At 61.9% G+C, this 15,694-nt stretch carries 13 protein-coding genes; 11 read left to right on the top strand and 2 right to left on the bottom strand.

The window, feature by feature from the left end; all coding sequences use genetic code 11:
• Positions 1–39: 39 nt before the first annotated feature.
• Entirely contained in the window at positions 40–843 is an 804-nt protein-coding gene (locus tag JMY24_RS06980; RefSeq protein WP_201701660.1) for a PP2C family protein-serine/threonine phosphatase, read from the bottom strand.
• A gap of 34 nt (positions 844–877) precedes the next feature.
• Positions 878–1,558: a hypothetical protein gene (locus JMY24_RS06975; protein WP_236597360.1), complete on the bottom strand. Its 681-nt coding sequence runs from the start codon at positions 1,556–1,558 to the stop codon at positions 878–880.
• Positions 1,559–2,396: 838 nt separating this feature from the next.
• Here JMY24_RS06975 and tssA point away from each other — a divergent pair.
• The 11 genes from tssA (at position 2,397) to JMY24_RS06920 (ending at position 15,690) form a co-directional block, all read left to right on the top strand.
• A complete protein-coding gene (gene tssA / locus JMY24_RS06970) occupies positions 2,397–3,452 on the top strand; it encodes a type VI secretion system protein TssA (RefSeq protein ID WP_201701658.1) in 1,056 nt (351 codons plus the stop codon).
• An 89-nt stretch (positions 3,453–3,541) separates the two neighbouring features.
• A complete protein-coding gene (gene tssB, locus JMY24_RS06965) occupies positions 3,542–4,042 on the top strand; it encodes a type VI secretion system contractile sheath small subunit (RefSeq protein WP_128588217.1) in 501 nt (166 codons plus the stop codon).
• A 23-nt stretch (positions 4,043–4,065) separates the two neighbouring features.
• Entirely contained in the window at positions 4,066–5,562 is a 1,497-nt protein-coding gene (gene tssC / locus JMY24_RS06960) for a type VI secretion system contractile sheath large subunit (protein WP_201701652.1), read from the top strand.
• A gap of 45 nt (positions 5,563–5,607) precedes the next feature.
• On the top strand, positions 5,608–6,096 hold the full coding sequence (locus JMY24_RS06955) for an Hcp family type VI secretion system effector (protein WP_128588221.1): 489 nt from the start codon (positions 5,608–5,610) through the stop codon (positions 6,094–6,096).
• 95 nt (positions 6,097–6,191) lie between these two features.
• Complete coding sequence (locus tag JMY24_RS06950) at positions 6,192–7,028, top strand: type VI secretion system accessory protein TagJ (RefSeq protein WP_201701644.1); 837 nt, start codon at positions 6,192–6,194, stop codon at positions 7,026–7,028.
• Positions 7,021–7,533 carry a type VI secretion system baseplate subunit TssE gene (gene tssE, locus JMY24_RS06945; RefSeq protein WP_128598298.1) on the top strand — a complete coding sequence of 171 codons (513 nt, stop codon included), beginning with the start codon at positions 7,021–7,023 and terminating at the stop codon, positions 7,531–7,533. Before JMY24_RS06950 ends, tssE begins: the two co-directional genes overlap by 8 nt.
• Positions 7,534–7,537: 4 nt before the next feature.
• Positions 7,538–9,433 carry a type VI secretion system baseplate subunit TssF gene (tssF, locus tag JMY24_RS06940; RefSeq protein WP_128598297.1) on the top strand — a complete coding sequence of 632 codons (1,896 nt, stop codon included), beginning with the start codon at positions 7,538–7,540 and terminating at the stop codon, positions 9,431–9,433.
• Positions 9,418–10,497: a type VI secretion system baseplate subunit TssG gene (tssG, locus tag JMY24_RS06935; RefSeq protein WP_128598296.1), complete on the top strand. Its 1,080-nt coding sequence runs from the start codon at positions 9,418–9,420 to the stop codon at positions 10,495–10,497. The genes tssF and tssG overlap by 16 nt, the downstream gene beginning before the upstream one ends.
• Before the next feature lie 4 nt (positions 10,498–10,501).
• On the top strand, positions 10,502–13,249 hold the full coding sequence (gene tssH / locus JMY24_RS06930) for a type VI secretion system ATPase TssH (protein ID WP_128598295.1): 2,748 nt from the start codon (positions 10,502–10,504) through the stop codon (positions 13,247–13,249).
• A 58-nt stretch (positions 13,250–13,307) separates the two neighbouring features.
• On the top strand, positions 13,308–13,697 hold the full coding sequence (locus tag JMY24_RS06925) for a DUF4280 domain-containing protein (RefSeq protein ID WP_128591573.1): 390 nt from the start codon (positions 13,308–13,310) through the stop codon (positions 13,695–13,697).
• 1 nt (position 13,698) lies between these two features.
• Positions 13,699–15,690: a type VI secretion system Vgr family protein gene (locus JMY24_RS06920; RefSeq protein ID WP_201701642.1), complete on the top strand. Its 1,992-nt coding sequence runs from the start codon at positions 13,699–13,701 to the stop codon at positions 15,688–15,690.
• Positions 15,691–15,694: the final 4 nt, after the last annotated feature.

Raw genomic sequence — 15,694 nt, 5'->3', positions numbered from 1 at the left:
TGTGCGCACCTTGCAACGTGGCGCGGGGAGCTGGTATAGCTAAACCAGCGCCGAACGCGGTGTCGGTTTCAACACCGTCGTCTCCAGATCATCGCCTCGCACCCATACCGCGACAGCGGTGTAATTGTCGTGGTTGGCCCTGGCGGTCGCGCGCACCCTGGCGGCAAGCGCGTCGAGCCACGCAGCGGGCGTCCCGGCGGACGCGAGCGCATCGCCAACAAAGGCTTCTTCGTTATATTCCCAGAGACCATCGGTGCAGATCAGAAAAGCATCGCCTTCAAGCAATGCGAAAGTGCCGTCCGAGCCCGCAATGTCCAGTTGATCTTCTGTGCCGAGCGCTGCGTACAGCACGTTGCGGCGCGGATGATGGCGTATCTCCTCTGCAAGGAGCAACCGTGCGTCGACCATTTCCTGAACCATGCTGTGATCGCGAGTCTGCGCGTGAATCTGGCCCTGGCGGAAACAGTAGAGCCGCGTGTCTCCGCAGTGCGCCCATGCAGCGGTCCGGCATTCGCGGTCTATCGCCAGCACTACGGCGGTCGACCGCATGTCCGTTTCCTCGCCGCTACCGCGCAATTGTTCTTCGACGATGTTTTCGTTCGCATGCGCTAGCGCGCTGACAAGCCGCTCGCCCGTCGGCGGCAATTCGGTAACGGTCAGATAGCGCAAATCCGCCAGCACTGAATCGACGACAATGCGCGAGGCCGTATTGCCGCCCCCGTGTCCACCGGCGCCGTCCGCGACGACGCAACAGTAGAGCCGCTCGCTCGACCAGTCGCCGAACGAGTCTTCATTGCGTGGCCGGCCGCCCTGGTCAGTCAGGCTTGCGGTGACGAGTTGCACCGTTGACCCCTCATTGGCTGATGGTCTTGCGAGCTCATTCCTGCGCGTGGGACTGTGCGGACAGAATGCCCAACACCAGCAAAATGGCGATGCGATTGCCCGGTACGATGTCGATGCCGAGCCTGCCCTCGATCCATTGGCCGATTCCCGTGCGGGCGAAGTCGGCCGGTATCGAACGCTTCTTCAACGTGACGCCAAGCTTACGCGCGCGGTAGTGATACGAAGCAATGCCATAGCGCGCTGCTATTTGCGACAGACCGCCTTTCTTGTTCGAGAGCCAGCCAAGACTGCCGGCGAGCAGCATGCGGTCGGCGTCGTCGAGCGAGTCGATGAAGTGCGACGCCGATTCGCGCACTTCTGCTTCGTGCAACCCGTATTGCATCAGAACCGAGCCGATCGGATCGGGATGGAAAGCCGTTTGACGGTCGAGTTCGAGCATGACGTCGCCTTCATCCAGCGACACGTTGTGTTGATGGGCCGCACTACGCAGGCAGTCGATGAGATAGCGGCGAAAGTATGCGCACACTGCATGGCTGCTCGAGGGCGCGCTGTGCAGCGGGAAGCTGGTTGCTGCCGTCGGCGCCGACTCCAGACGGAATACTTTCAGATAGAGGAACTGCGAGATGAGCTCTTCCTTGTCCTCGCCTAGCGCCTGCAACTCTGACGGGTGATAGCCCCTCAACGCACGCCGCACGATCGTATAGATGGACGCCATTTCGTCGTGACTTAAAGATGCGCGCCGCTGCCACAGGTCGGGAAGCATGCCGTCCATTGCGTGGTCGACGATTGCCGTGGTGCTTTGGGTATTTTCCACCTGTCCCCCGCAGTGCTGGGCTCTGCTGCCGCAGCGCTTTGCTGTCCACCTCGCCGGTCCGCTGGCATTGAACATGACGCATCGCGACCGCCTGCGATCGGTAAATCGTACGTCCGGTCCCGCGCAATTCGCATATGCACAAAAATTGCGCCAACAGCAGCGCCAGAACGATAGCCGGTTTATTGGCTCGATCTCTTTCGCTACTGATAAAGCTGATGTGTGATTAATGGTAATTCACGCTGCGGTCCAAACGCGTCTGGTATAAACCCTTAAATGCATTCGCGGCCGAGGTTGCGTCGTGACGGCGCGGAAATTCTTGAAAAAAGAGGCGCTCCGTTCGTTTACTTATATGGCTGGAAAAACGGTGGATGGTACGCCAGAAACGGCCAACAGGCACGTCTGAAGCACTGATATTGTCTTATGTTTACAAGCATGTAAGCCGGCCGTCGCGTTTTAAATAGTTAATGAACCTGTACGACTGAATAATAGGTGATTCAATAAAAGCAACCTCATTTTTATTGATACCTGCCTTTGCTTTTTCAGGCTGCGTGCTACTCTCGTATTCGGATTGGCCGTGGAGAAAGTCCGGAGTGAGAATGCTGCACTGAATTACGGGGCGCATAAGCAATTGAATGAGCTTGCCATGCGCTTCTGGAAGTGCTGATTCATTGCAATCGAGGCGCCCCGTGCCGGCCCTTCGCGGTACGTAGAGACTATTCATCCGAGACCGATCCGAGACATGGCCACGCTTGCTGCCGGCGCAATGCTTGCCGAAATTTCAGATGCCAATCCTTGCGGGGACGACCTCGAGTACGACTCTGAGTTCCTCGAACTGGAACAGGTCGTACATGGCAAGCCGGATGTGCAGTACGGTGAGACCGTTGTCGCCGCCACGCCGCCAGACTGGAAAATTGCGGAAACGTTATCGCTCGGCCTGCTGGCAAAGAGCCGCGATCTGCGTATCGCCGTGCACCTGTCTCGCGCGCTTTTGAACCGTGAAGGTTTCAGCGGTTTTGCGGAGAGCCTCGCGCTTATCGAGGGCCTGCTGGAACAGCGCTGGGACCACGTCTATCCACGGCTCGATCCCGACGACGACAACGATCCCACTGCCCGCGTCAACGCGCTTGCTGCGCTTACCGATCAGTCCGGCCTGCTGCTCGACGTTCGCGATGCGCCTCTGGTGACTTCCCGCGCACACGGCGTGGTCACCTTGCGCAGCATCGAATATGCAACCGGCGAAGTACCGTCGCCGGATGACGCCGAAACGCACTCGCTCAGTTCTATCGACGCGGCCATCGCCGATGCGCACGAAGACGCGGTCGCAACGCATGCGGCGTTGAGCGACGCGCTGAGGAGCGCCACGCGCATCGAAACGGTGTTGACCGAACGCGTCGGTGCTGCGCGTTCGATCGACCTCGCGCCGCTCGTGCGGATGCTGCGGCGAGCCGCCGACTTTATCGGCGAGCGTATCGGAGATACAAGCAGCGATACAGGCGGCGGCGCCGTTTTCACGGATGCTCCGGCTGGCGAGGCTGGCGCCGGAGCACGCAAGCTCGCGACGCCGACCGCCATACAGATCTCCGGCGACATTTTGAATCGCCAGGACGTCGTACGAATGATCGACAAGATCTGCGCTTACTACGAGCGCCAGGAACCCTCCAGTCCGGTGCCGATGTTGCTGATGCGCGCGCGTCGTCTGGTCGACAAAAGCTTCATGGAGATCTTGCAGGACCTCGCGCCCGAAGGCATGGGCCAGGCGCGGCAGGTCGGCGGTATCGAGAATGAGAACGAGTAGTCGGGCAGGGATGGCTTTTTCACGTTTTGCAACGCCAGTCACGCGCCACGCCGCTCGCGGCTCGTGCAGCGTCAACCAGGGGAACAGTCGTGGCAAAGGAAAGCAGCCAGAAGTTCATCGCGCGCAATCGAGCGCCGCGCGTTCAGATCGAGTATGACGTCGAGGTCTACGGTTCGGAGAAGAAGGTCAATCTGCCTTTCGTCATGGGGGTGCTCGCCGACCTCTCGGGTCAGCCGGCGGACCCGCTCGCGCCGGTAGCGGATCGAAAGTTTCTCGAGATCGACGTCGACAATTTCGACGAACGTCTGAAGTCGATGAAACCGCGTGTTGCGGTGCAGGTGCCGAACATGTTGACAGGCGAGGGCAATCTTGCGGTCGACATGACGTTCGAGAGCATGGACGACTTTTCGCCCGCGGCGGTCGCGCGCAAGGTAGATGCGTTGTCCAGACTGCTGGAGGCGCGAGGCCAGTTGCAAAACCTGCTGACCTACATGGACGGCAAGACCGGCGCGGAGGATCTGATCGCGAAATTGCTGAACGACCCAGCGTTGCTGCAGTCGTTAGCATCCGCACCGAAGCCGCAGGAATGAGCGTGATTTAAGGGGAGTCTACGATGGCTGAACCTACCACCCAAGGGCAAGCGCAACCCGGCGAAACGGCGCTTGAAGTGAGCGATTTCGCCAACTTGCTGCAAAAGGAATTCAAACCGAAGAGCGACAAGGCGAAGGAAGCCGTGGAAACCGCGGTGCGCACGCTCGCCGAACAGGCGCTGCGCGACAGCAACGTGATTTCCGGCGATGTGCTCGCCACGATCGAAGCGCTGATCGCGCAGATCGACGCGAAGCTTACCGCGCAGATCAACCAGATCATTCACTCGGAGGAATTCCAGAAGGTCGAGAGCGCATGGCGCGGCTTGCACTATCTGGTGAACAACACGGAGACGGACGAGTCGCTGAAAATCCGCGTGATGAACGTGTCGAAGGGTGATCTGCACAAGACGCTCAAGAAATACAAGGGCACCGCGTGGGATCAAAGCCCCATCTTCAAGAAGCTCTACGAAGAGGAATACGGCCAGTTCGGAGGAGAGCCTTATGGCGCGCTGGTAGCCGATTACTACTTCGATAACAGCGGACCGGACGTCGATTTGCTGACGCAGATTGCGAAGATTTCGGCCGCTTCGCACGCGCCGTTCATCGCGGGCGCCGACCCCGCTGTGATGCTCATGGAGTCGTGGCAGGAGCTGGCCAATCCGCGTGACCTGACAAAGATTTTTCAGACCCCCGAGCATGCAGCGTGGCGCTCGCTGCGCGAGTCGGAGGATTCGCGTTACGTGGGCCTCGCCATGCCGCGCTTTCTCGCGCGCGCGCCCTACGGCGCCAAGTCCAATCCAGTCGATGAGTTCAATTTCGAAGAAGACACGGCTGGCGCGGACAGCAGCAAGTATGCGTGGGCCAATGCGGCGTATGCGATGGCGACCAACATCAACCGCTCGTTCAAGATGTATGGCTGGTGCTCGCGGATTCGCGGCATCGAGTCGGGCGGAGCGATCGAGAATCTGCCGGTGCATGCGTTCCCGACGGACGACGGTGGCGTCGACATGAAGTGCCCAACCGAAATCGCCATCAGCGATCGCCGCGAAGCGGAGCTGGCGAAAAACGGCTTTATGCCGCTCGTCCACAAAAAGAACTCCGATTTCGCCGCCTTTATCGGCGCGCAGTCGCTGCATAAGCCGGCGGAGTACGAAGACCCCGACGCCACCGCTAACGCGAACCTGGCCGCGCGTCTGCCTTATCTGTTCGCATGCAGCCGCTTTGCGCATTACCTGAAGTGCATCGTGCGCGACAAGATCGGCAGCTTCAAGGAGAAGGACGACATGCAGCGCTGGCTGCAAAACTGGATCCTCCAGTACGTGGATGGCGATCCGGCGCATTCGACGGAAGAGTCTAAAGCGCGACGGCCGCTCGCCGCCGCAGAGGTGGTCATCGAGGAGGTCGAAGGCAATCCGGGTTACTACACATCGAAGTTTTTCCTGCGTCCGCATTATCAGTTGGAAGGTCTGACCGTATCGCTACGGCTGGTTTCAAAGCTTCCGTCCGCCAAGGCGGCATAACGGAAACCCTATTGCAGTGACGAATCGTTTTGAGCGGAGGAAGACATGGCCATCGATATGTTCATGAAGCTGGGCGATATCAAAGGCGAGTCGCAGGACAAGACCCATAAGGAGGAAATCGAGCTGCTCGCGTGGAGCTGGGGCCTGAGCCAGAGCGGCACGATGCACATGGGCACTGGGGGCGGGGCCGGCAAGGTGTCGGTGCAGGATCTTTCGTTTACCAAATACAGCGACAAGGCGAGTCCGCCGATCATGGCGGCCTGCACCAAAGGCACGCACATCGACAAAGCGCTACTGACCGTGCGCAAGGCGGGCGGCGACAATCCGCTGGAGTACTACAAGATCACACTGGAAGGTGTGCTGGTTAGCTCTTATTCGACGGGAGGTTCGGGTGGTGAAGAGCGCTTTACCGAGAACGTGACGCTCAACTTCGAGAAGTTCCATGTCGAGTATCAGCCGCAGAACGCGAAGGGTGCAAAGGAGGGCGGCGTGGTCGAAGTGAAATGGAATATTCCCGCCAACGCCGAGAGTTGAACGGGTGAGCGCATAGGGCGACCGCACTGCATGGGCCGCGCCGCCGCAGTGCGATGGCGCGTGGCATGACGTAAGCCTGACCGGAGCGAGCCAGCATGACCGCAGAAGAGCGTTTGCGCGAAGGCGATCTCGACGGGTGCCTGAGTGAATTGCAAAGCCGGGTTCGCAAGGAGCCGTCGAAAGCCGCATATCGCGTCTTTCTGTTCCAGTTACTCGCGGTAACCGGGGCATGGGATCGTGCGCTCACGCAACTCAACGTAGCGGGCGAGCTCGATGCCGCGGCGTTGCCCATGGTGCAAACCTATCGCGAAGCGCTGCAATGCGAGGCGCTGCGCGAGGCGGTTTTCAAAGGCGAGCGAGCGCCGCTGATTTTCGGCGAGCCGACCGGCTGGCTCGCGCTACTACTCGAAGCATTACGGTTCGATGCCGCCGGCGACACCCGCGCGGCGGCCGCCGCGCGCGCCCAGGCGTTCGACGAGGCGCCCGCTACAGCCGGGACATTGAACGGCGAGCCATTCGCGTGGCTCGCGGACGCGGACAACCGGCTCGGCCCCACGCTGGAAACCATATTGAACGGCCGTTATTACTGGATTCCGTTTGCCCGCATCAAACGCATCGAAATCGAGCCGCCGTCGGACCTGCGCGATCGCGTCTGGATGCCGGCCATCTTCACGTGGGCCAACGACGGCCAGGCAGCCGGCCTCATTCCGGCTCGCTACCCAGGCACGCTCGCAGAAAAAAATCCTTCGTTGTGGCTCGCGCATTTGACCGAATGGGCCAGTGACGATGCAGAGGCTTCGCATCCCGTGGGGCAGCGCATGTTCACCTCGGATGTCAACGACTATGCGTTATTCGACGTGCGCACCATCGAACTGACGAGCGGCGACATGCATCCGCAAGAGGGCGGCGCGGCCGTGCCGAACCATGGCTGAGCTTACCGCCCGGGACCGCCTGCAGCCTTCGCTGCTCGACCGGCTGACCGACCTCGAACCCGAGAAGAAAGTGGAACCGCGAGAGCGCCGCGTCCTGTCGATGCGCGCGCTGCGCCAGAGCGTGCAGCGCGATCTCGCGTGGCTGCTCAACGCCAATGGCCTCGCGTCGGTACAGGATCTCACGGGCTATCCCTATGTTGCGACCTCGGTGATCAATTTCGGCTTACCGGACATTGCCGGCAAGACTGCATCCGGCATGGATCCGCTGCAACTCGGCAAGCTGGTGCGCGACGCGATCTGGGCGTTCGAGCCACGCATCTTGCGCGATACGGTGCGAGTCAGTTCCATGCAGCTCGAAGAAACGACTGGGCGTCATAACACCGTGTCGTTTCTCGTCGAGGGCGATCTGTGGGCGCAGCCTTATCCGGAGCGTCTCTACTTCAGGACCGAACTGGACCTGGAGGCCGGCGAAATCCGGGTGATCGACCAGGGCGGACCGCGCTGAAACCATGAATCCAGACCTGATCAAATACTACAGTCAGGAGTTGCAGCATCTCCGGGAGATGGGCGGCGAGTTCGCCCGCGAGTTTCCGAAAATCGCCGGGCGGCTCGGACTCGAAAGTCTCGAATGCGCGGACCCCTATGTCGAGCGTCTGCTCGAGGGATTCAGCTTTCTTGCGGCGCGCGTCCAACTGAAAATAGACGATGAGTTTCCGCGCTTCACACAGCACCTCGCGGAACTCGTGTATCCCCATTACCTCACGCCGACGCCGTCGATGGCCGTGGTGCAGATTCAGCCCGATCTCACGAGCACCAGTCTCGCGGACGGCGTGCGGATTGCCCGCGGCAGCGCACTGCGCAGCGTGCTCGACAAGAACGGCTCGACGCGCTGCGAATACCGCAGCGCGCATGAACTGACGCTCTGGCCGCTCGAAATCGCCGAGGCCAGATTTTTTACGCATTCAGGCTCGCTCGGCGGCATGGATAGCGCGTTGCCGGCGAGCATGGCCGCTGGGGGAGCTATCAAGGCCGGCCTCAGGCTGCGCCTGCGGGCGACCGCCGGTCTCAAGCTCAACCAGTTGAAGCTCGACCGGCTGACACTCTATCTGCGCGGTACCGACGGGCTCGCCACGCGCATTCACGAACGTCTGCTCGGTTCGGTGAGCGGCGTCGTCGTGATGCCGGCCAAACGTCCGGCCGCCTGGCATGTGCAGTTGCCCGCGACGGCGTTGCGCCCGCTTGGTTTTACGGAAGACGAAGCGTTGCTGCCGGTCAGCCGGCAGTCGTTTGGCGGCTACCGGCTCTTGCAGGAGTATTTCGCATTTCCGCAGCGCTTCATGTTCGTGGCAATCGACGGCTTGCAGGCGGCATTGCGGCGTTGTGCCGACACGGAGATCGAGGTGATCGTGCTGCTCAGGCGCAATGATCCGCTGCTCGAACAATCGCTCGACGCCGCGAATTTCGCGCTGCATTGCACGCCCGCGGTCAACCTGTTTTCGCGGCGCACGGATCGAATCGCGCTGTCTGACGAGCAATTCGAATATCACGTGGTCGCCGACCGAACACGGCCGATGGACTTCGAGATCTATCAGATCCAGGCGGCGACCGGTTACAGCGCGGGTGCCGGCGGCGAACAGCAGTTCGAGCCGTTCTATCACGCGCGCGATCTCGGCGCCACATATCGGGCCGGTGCCTATTACCAGGTGCGCCGCGAGAAACGCCTGCCTTCCGCGCGACAGCACGAGCGCGGGCCGCGCACGAGCTATTTGGGCAGCGAGATGTTTGTCGCGCTGGTGGACGCGGCAAACGCGCCGTTTCGCGGCGACCTTCGCCAGCTCGGCTTGCAGGTGCTGTGTACAAACCGCGACTTGCCGCTGACCATGCCGATCGGTGTCGGGCCCGCCGATTTCACGCTCGACGTGGAAGCGCCGGTCCAAACCATACGCTGCGTGAGCGGCCCGAGCCGGCCGCTGCCCTCGTACGCGCATGGCGCGGTGGCGTGGCGGCTGTTGAGCCACCTGTCGCTGAATTACGCGTCGCTGCTCGACAACGACGCGCAGGAGGGCGCCCGGGCGCTGCGCGATCTGCTGGGCCTTTACTGCCCCTCCGACGACATCGCGAGCCAGCGCCTGATCGAAGGAGTGCGCTCGATCGATTCTCGCCCGGTGACACGGCGCTTGCCCTGCGCGGGACCGATCGTGTACGGCCGTGGACTGGAAGTGACGCTGACGCTCGACGAAGCAGCGTTCGAAGGCGCCGGCGCATTTTTGCTCGGCGCCGTGCTCGCGCATTATTTTGCTCAATACGTATCGATCAACTCGTTCGCCGAAACCGTCGTGAAGACCGTCTCGCGCGGCGAGATCATGCGCTGGCCAGCGAGGGTCGGACAATGCTGGACGCTCTGACACTGTTGCGCCGGCTCGAGGACGAAGCGCATCGCTTTGACTTTTTCCAGACGATCCGGCTGCTGGAAAATGCGTATCCGGACAAGCCCCGCGTGGGCGAGTCGCTGCAGCCTCGCGACGATGCGATTCGCTTCGTGCAGGAACCGGAGCTGGTGTTCCATCCCACCACGCTCGGCGCCTTCACAGCGGCGAGCGAACACCACCCCGCGCGCCTTGCGGTCAAGTTCTTCGGCCTGCTCGGGCCGCATGGTCCGCTGCCGACTCATCTCACGGAGTACGTGCGCGACCGTGCGCGCAACGCGAACGATCCGACCTTCGCCCGTTTTCTGGACGTCTTTCATCACCGGATGGTGTCGCTTTTCTACCGCGCCTGGGCCAATGCGCAGCCTGCGGTGAGCCTCGATCGTCCCGGGCGGGATCGTTTCTCTTTCTATGTCGGCAGTCTGTTCGGACTCGGCGAGGCGTCGCTGCGGGACCGCGACGCTGTGCCTGATTTCTCCAAGCTGCACTTCGCCGGTTTGCTGGCCGCGCCGACGCGTCCGGCCGCGGGTCTGAAGCTGGTGCTGGCGCGTTTTTTCAACCTGCCGGTCGAGATCGAGCAGTGGGTCGGCCATTGGATGGCGTTGCCCACCGGTTCGCTATCGCGCCTCGGCTCGCTGGACGGGTCCGCCGCGCTCGGCGTCTCGACGGTGCTCGGCGCACGCGTGTGGGATTGCCAGCATAAGTTCCGCATCGTCATTGGGCCGTTGAGCCGCGCCGACTATGAGCGCTTTCTGCCGGGCGGCGAGAGCCTGAACCGCCTCGTCGACTGGCTGCGCAACTATGCGCGCGACGGGCTCGACTGGGACCTTCGGCTGGTGCTCAGACAAGACGAGGTGCCGCGCTTAAGACTCGGGCGTCACACGCGGCTCGGATACACCACGTGGACGCTGCGCGGCACGGCGCAGGGTGACCAGCGCCAGTTGCTGTTGCATCCGACCGGTCCGGACGGCCGCTCGCGGGTTGCCGCCGCGGCCCGCACGCCGCTTTCCGACGCGTCGCCACAGACATCAGCGAGGGAATAGCAAAATGGCCGAGATCAAACGGGCGGCATTGTTTGGCAAGCTGAACAAGCTCGGATTCCGCGCAATCGAAAGCGCGAATGTCTTTTGCAAGCTGCGCGGCAATCCCTATATCGAACTGGTGCATTGGTTTCACCAGATTCTCCAGTTGCAGGACTCCGATTTGCACCGCATCGTCAAACATTACGGACTCGATCCTTCCGGGCTGGCGCGGGATTTGACCGACGCGCTCGACCGCCTGCCGCGCGGGGCGGGTTCCGTGACGGATATTTCGTCGCAAGTCGAGGAGGCGGTCGAACGCGGCTGGGTATTCGGTTCGCTGATGTTCGGAGAGGCCCAGGTGCGCACCGGTCATCTGATGGTCGGACTGCTGAAGACACCGTCGCTGCGCAACGGACTGTACGGTATCTCGCGGCAGTTCGAGCGCATCAAGCTCGATTCGCTCGTCGACGAATTCGACAGCATGCTGCGCGAGTCGCCGGAAGCGGGGATGAGCGCGAGCGACGGTTTTCAGACGGCCGGCGCACAGCGCGATAGCGGCGATCCCGGCAGCGCCGGCGGGCCGGTGCCGCCTGCCGCGATGGGCAAACAGGAAGCACTGCGGCGCTTCACCACCGATCTGACGGAGCAGGCGCGCAACGGCAAGCTGGATCCGATCGTCGGCCGCGACGAAGAGATTCGCCAGGTAGTCGATATCCTGATGCGCCGCCGCCAGAACAATCCAATCCTGACCGGCGAAGCGGGCGTCGGCAAGACCGCGGTCGTGGAGGGCTTCGCCCAGCGCATCGTGGCCGGCGACGTGCCGCCGTCCTTACGCGACGTGGAGTTGCGCACGCTTGATGTCGGTCTGTTGCAGGCGGGCGCGAGCATGAAAGGTGAGTTCGAGAACCGCTTGCGGCAGGTGATAGAGGAGGTGCAGTCGTCAGAAAAGCCGATCATTCTTTTTATCGACGAAGCGCATACGCTGGTTGGCGCGGGCGGCGCGGCCGGCACTGGCGACGCCGCGAATCTGCTGAAACCGGCGCTTGCGCGCGGCGTGCTGCGCACAGTCGCCGCCACCACGTGGGCCGAATACAAGAAGCACATCGAGAAGGATCCGGCACTCACGCGGCGCTTCCAGGTCGTGCAGGTGAGCGAACCCGACGAGACCAAAGCGATCCTGATGATGCGCGGCGTCACTTCGACGATGGAACAGCATCACAAGGTGCAGGTGCTCGACGAAGCACTCGAAGCCGCAGTGCGGCTCTCGCACCGCTACATTCCTGCGCGCCAGTTGCCGGACAAGGCGGTGAGCCTGCTCGATACCGCGTGCGCGCGCGTGGCGGTCAGTCAGCACGCAACGCCGGCTTCCGTCGACGATTCGCGCAAGCGCATTGCGGCTCTTGAAACGGAGCTGGAGATTATCGGCCGCGAAACGGCGGTTGGGGTGAATACGCAGGAGCGCGAGGCCGCCGCATCGGAAAAACTGGCTGCCGAACAGGCTCGCCTCGCTACGCTGGAGAGCCGCTGGGAGGCGGAAAGGGAACTGGTGACGCAGATTCTCGCGCTGCGCGCACAGCTGCGCGGCGAGACTGGCAAGGTCGAAGGCGCTAATGAAACCGCCAAAAGCGGTGTAACCGGCGTAACCGCCGAATCGGGCGAGAGCGGAGCCAGCGACGCTGCAACGCGCGACGCCCGGCTCGCCACGCTACGCGAGCTTCAGGCTCGGCTAACCGAACATCAAGGCGAAGATCCTTTGATCCTGCCGACCGTCGACCAGCAGGCTGTGGCTTCCGTGGTGCAGGACTGGACCGGTATACCGGTAGGCCGGATGGTGCGCAACGAAATCGAAAACGTGCTGAAGCTCGCGGAGAACCTGAACCGGCGCATCATCGGTCAGGCACACGCCACCGAAATGATCGCGCGACGCATTCAGACATCGCGCGCCGGTCTCGACAATCCGAACAAGCCGATCGGCGTGTTCATGCTCGCCGGCACCTCGGGTGTCGGCAAGACCGAGACCGCGCTCGCGCTCGCCGAGGTGTTGTACGGCGGCGAGCAGAACGTCATCACGATCAACATGAGCGAGTATCAGGAAGCGCACACGGTGTCATCGCTCAAAGGGGCGCCGCCCGGATATGTCGGCTATGGAGAAGGCGGCGTACTGACCGAGGCGGTACGCCGCCGTCCGTACAGCGTGGTGCTGCTCGACGAAGTGGAGAAGGCGCATCCGGACGTCCACGAAATTTTCTTCCAGGTGTTCGACAAAGGCTGGATGGAAGACGGCGAGGGCCGCGTGATCGACTTCAAGAACACGCTGATACTGTTGACCACCAACGCGGGAACGGACCTGATCACGAGTTTGTGCAAGGACCCGGAACTGATGCCGGAGCCCGAGGGCATCGCGAAAGCGTTGCGCGAGCCATTGCTGAAGGTTTTTCCGCCAGCCTTGCTGGGGCGCGTGGTGGTGGTCCCGTACTACCCGCTATCCGACGAAATGCTTGGCGCGATCATCCGCTTGCAGCTGGGGCGAATCGAGAAGCGCGTGCGCGCGTCGCACAAGATTCCGTTCAGCTACGACGACGACGTGGTGAAGCTGATCGGCAGCCGCTGCACCGAACTGGAAAGCGGCGGCCGCATGATCGACGCGATTCTGACCAACACGCTGTTGCCGCGTATCAGCACGGAGTTTCTAACGCGGATGATGAACGGAAGCTCGGTGACGAAAGTGCAGATCGGGGCGCGCGACGGCGAATTCGTTTATACCTTCGATTGATTCATCGAAGGGACGCGCGCGCGGTTTTCAGAGTTCTTCGCATGATGGACGCATTCATATGCCGCAACAAGTCAGCATGGGCGCAACGCTGCAATGTTCGTTCGGCGTGGCGCCCTCGTCTCTGGTGGTGCTGCCGATCAACCGGGTGATGGGCGAGGGGCCGCCTGCGGCCAACATCATGGATCACATTCCGCTCGTCAACATTCTTCCGTTTGGCATGTGCACCTCGCCCGCGAATCCCATGGTCGCGGCGGCCACGGCGGCCGCGATGGGCGTGCTCACGCCGATGCCCTGCATTCCCGCGACCATGACGCCGTGGACGCCGGGTGCGCCGAGCGTGCTGCTCGGCAACCAGCCTTCGCTCGATAACGTATCGACCTGCATGTGCAACTGGGGCGGCGTGGTCTCGATCATCAATCCGGCGACTGTCAAAACGATGATTCCATGACATGACCACGCAAATCCCGAACCGACACGTCACCGTCAGTTGCGCGCCTGCCGGCGAGGATCTGCTGTTCCTGCACATGAGCGGTACTGAGGAGTTGGGGCGCCTCTCCGAGTGGCGGCTCGACCTGCTGAGCACGCGCAACGACTTGCAGGCAGCCGATCTGCTGGGCCATGACATCTCTGTCGCGCTCTCGCTGCCACGCGACGGCGAGCGCCAGTTCAACGGCATCGTCACCGCGTTCCGGATCGTCGCGCCCGGCGACGGCACTCGCAATCGCATGGCGCGCTATGAAGCGGTGGTGCGCCCGCGGCTGTGGCTGCTGACGCGCGCCTCGCACAGCCGCTTCTTTCACGAGCAGAGTGTGCTGAACATCGTGACGAGTGTGCTTCAGGACTACAACGTCGACGTCAGCGATAAATGTCAGGCGGCGTATCCGACGCTGCCGCATTGCGCGCAGTACCGGGAAACCGATTTTGCTTTCATCAGCCGGCTGATGGAGCATGAAGGCATTTACTATTATTTCGAGCACAAGATGGGCAAGCACACGATGGTGCTGACCGACTCGAGCGATGTGCATGGGCCGATCGATCACTATCCGTCTATCTCTTACGATGCATGGTACGAGCCTTCGCACGAGAAGGAATGCATCTACGCGTGGAGTTCGGGCGCGGAATTGCAGACCGGAAAATATGAGGTCAACGACTACGATTTCGAAAAGCCTTCATTGAGCAATCAGCAAGGGCTGCTGTCGCGTGCCACGCGGCCGAAGGTCTACGACCCGCCGGTGTACACGATGCAGGAGCATCTGAGCGGTCACGTCGAGGCCGCCGATGGCGACCGTTATGCGAAGGTCGGTATCGAGATTCGCGAGGCGCGCAACGACAGTATCTCGGGCCGTTCAAGCGCACGCGGCATCTGGCCCGGGGGCCAGTTCAAGCTTCAGGATCATGCCTCTACCGCGCAGAACCACGAGTATCTGGTGATCAGCGCGGTCTACGAAATAAATTCGGATGTCTATGTATCGACCGTTCGCAGCGATGCATCGCTGCCGTTTTTCGATTGCTCGTTCACCGCGTTTCGCAAGGAAAATCACTTCCGCTCGGAGCGATTGACACCGCAGCCGGTCGTCGCGGGTCCGCAAACTGCCGTGGTGGTCGGCCCCGACGGCGAAGAGATCCTCATGGACAAGTACGGCCGTATCAAGGTGCAGTTTCACTGGGAGCAGTTTGCGCCGCCGGCCGACGCGGATGCTCGTATGAAGCGTTGCTGGGTGCGCGTGTCGCAGGGCTGGGCCGGCAAACGCTGGGGCACGTTCTTCGTGCCGCGGATCGGCCAGGAGGTGATCGTCGATTTTGTCGAGGGCAATCCGGACCGGCCGCTCGTTACGGGCTGCGTCTACAACGCCAATACCATGCCGCCGTACGAACTGCCGGCGAATCAGGCGCTCTCTACGCTAAAAAGCAATTCGACGAAAGGCGGCGGCGGATTCAACGAAATGCGTTTCGACGACAACAAAGGCGACGAGCAATTGTTCTTCCACGCACAGAAAGATCACGAAACGTGGGTGAAGAACGACATGCTGTGCAACGTCGGCAACGACCGGCATCTGAAGGTCACCGGAAACGAATTCGTGTCGATCACCGGTGCACGCCACGACGCGGTGACGGGCGACCAGAACGCCGAGGTCAATGGCAACGCGTCGCTCAAGGTCGGGCAGAAGTTGCAGGAGAAAGTGGGGATGGACTATGCGATCGACGCCGGCATGAACATCCATATCAAAGCGGGCATGAACGTCGTCATCGAAGCGGGCGCGAGCATTACGCTCAAGGCGGGCGGCGCGTTCGTGGTGGTGGGGCCAGTGAGCGTGGCGGTGTCGGGCACGCCGATCCTGCTCAATTCGGGCGGCTCGGCGGGCTCGGGCGGCGGTTCGTCGCCGACCGCGCCGCGCGCACCCAATGACGCCGACGACGGCACCAAGAAAGTCAAATCGTGACTTG

The sequence above is a fragment of the Paraburkholderia kirstenboschensis genome, from assembly GCF_904848585.1.
Taxonomy (GTDB): Bacteria; Pseudomonadota; Gammaproteobacteria; order Burkholderiales; family Burkholderiaceae; genus Paraburkholderia; species Paraburkholderia kirstenboschensis.
Note: the sequence above shows the minus strand (reverse complement) of the source record. Positions and strands in the feature narration are given on the sequence as shown.

Excerpts from the sequence above, each read along its gene's own strand:
- tssF (WP_128598297.1), top strand. The coding sequence starts at position 7,538 with ATGAATCCAGACCTGATCAAATACTACAGTCAGGAGTTGCAGCATCTC.
- JMY24_RS06920 (WP_201701642.1), top strand. The coding sequence starts at position 13,699 with ATGACCACGCAAATCCCGAACCGACACGTCACCGTCAGTTGCGCGCCT.
- tssA (WP_201701658.1), top strand. The coding sequence starts at position 2,397 with ATGGCCACGCTTGCTGCCGGCGCAATGCTTGCCGAAATTTCAGATGCC.
- tssE (WP_128598298.1), top strand. The coding sequence starts at position 7,021 with ATGGCTGAGCTTACCGCCCGGGACCGCCTGCAGCCTTCGCTGCTCGAC.
- tssC (WP_201701652.1), top strand. The coding sequence starts at position 4,066 with ATGGCTGAACCTACCACCCAAGGGCAAGCGCAACCCGGCGAAACGGCG.
- tssH (WP_128598295.1), top strand. The coding sequence starts at position 10,502 with ATGGCCGAGATCAAACGGGCGGCATTGTTTGGCAAGCTGAACAAGCTC.
- JMY24_RS06925 (WP_128591573.1), top strand. The coding sequence starts at position 13,308 with ATGCCGCAACAAGTCAGCATGGGCGCAACGCTGCAATGTTCGTTCGGC.
- tssG (WP_128598296.1), top strand. The coding sequence starts at position 9,418 with ATGCTGGACGCTCTGACACTGTTGCGCCGGCTCGAGGACGAAGCGCAT.
- JMY24_RS06950 (WP_201701644.1), top strand. The coding sequence starts at position 6,192 with ATGACCGCAGAAGAGCGTTTGCGCGAAGGCGATCTCGACGGGTGCCTG.
- JMY24_RS06955 (WP_128588221.1), top strand. The coding sequence starts at position 5,608 with ATGGCCATCGATATGTTCATGAAGCTGGGCGATATCAAAGGCGAGTCG.
- JMY24_RS06975 (WP_236597360.1), bottom strand. The coding sequence starts at position 1,558 with ATGGCGTCCATCTATACGATCGTGCGGCGTGCGTTGAGGGGCTATCAC.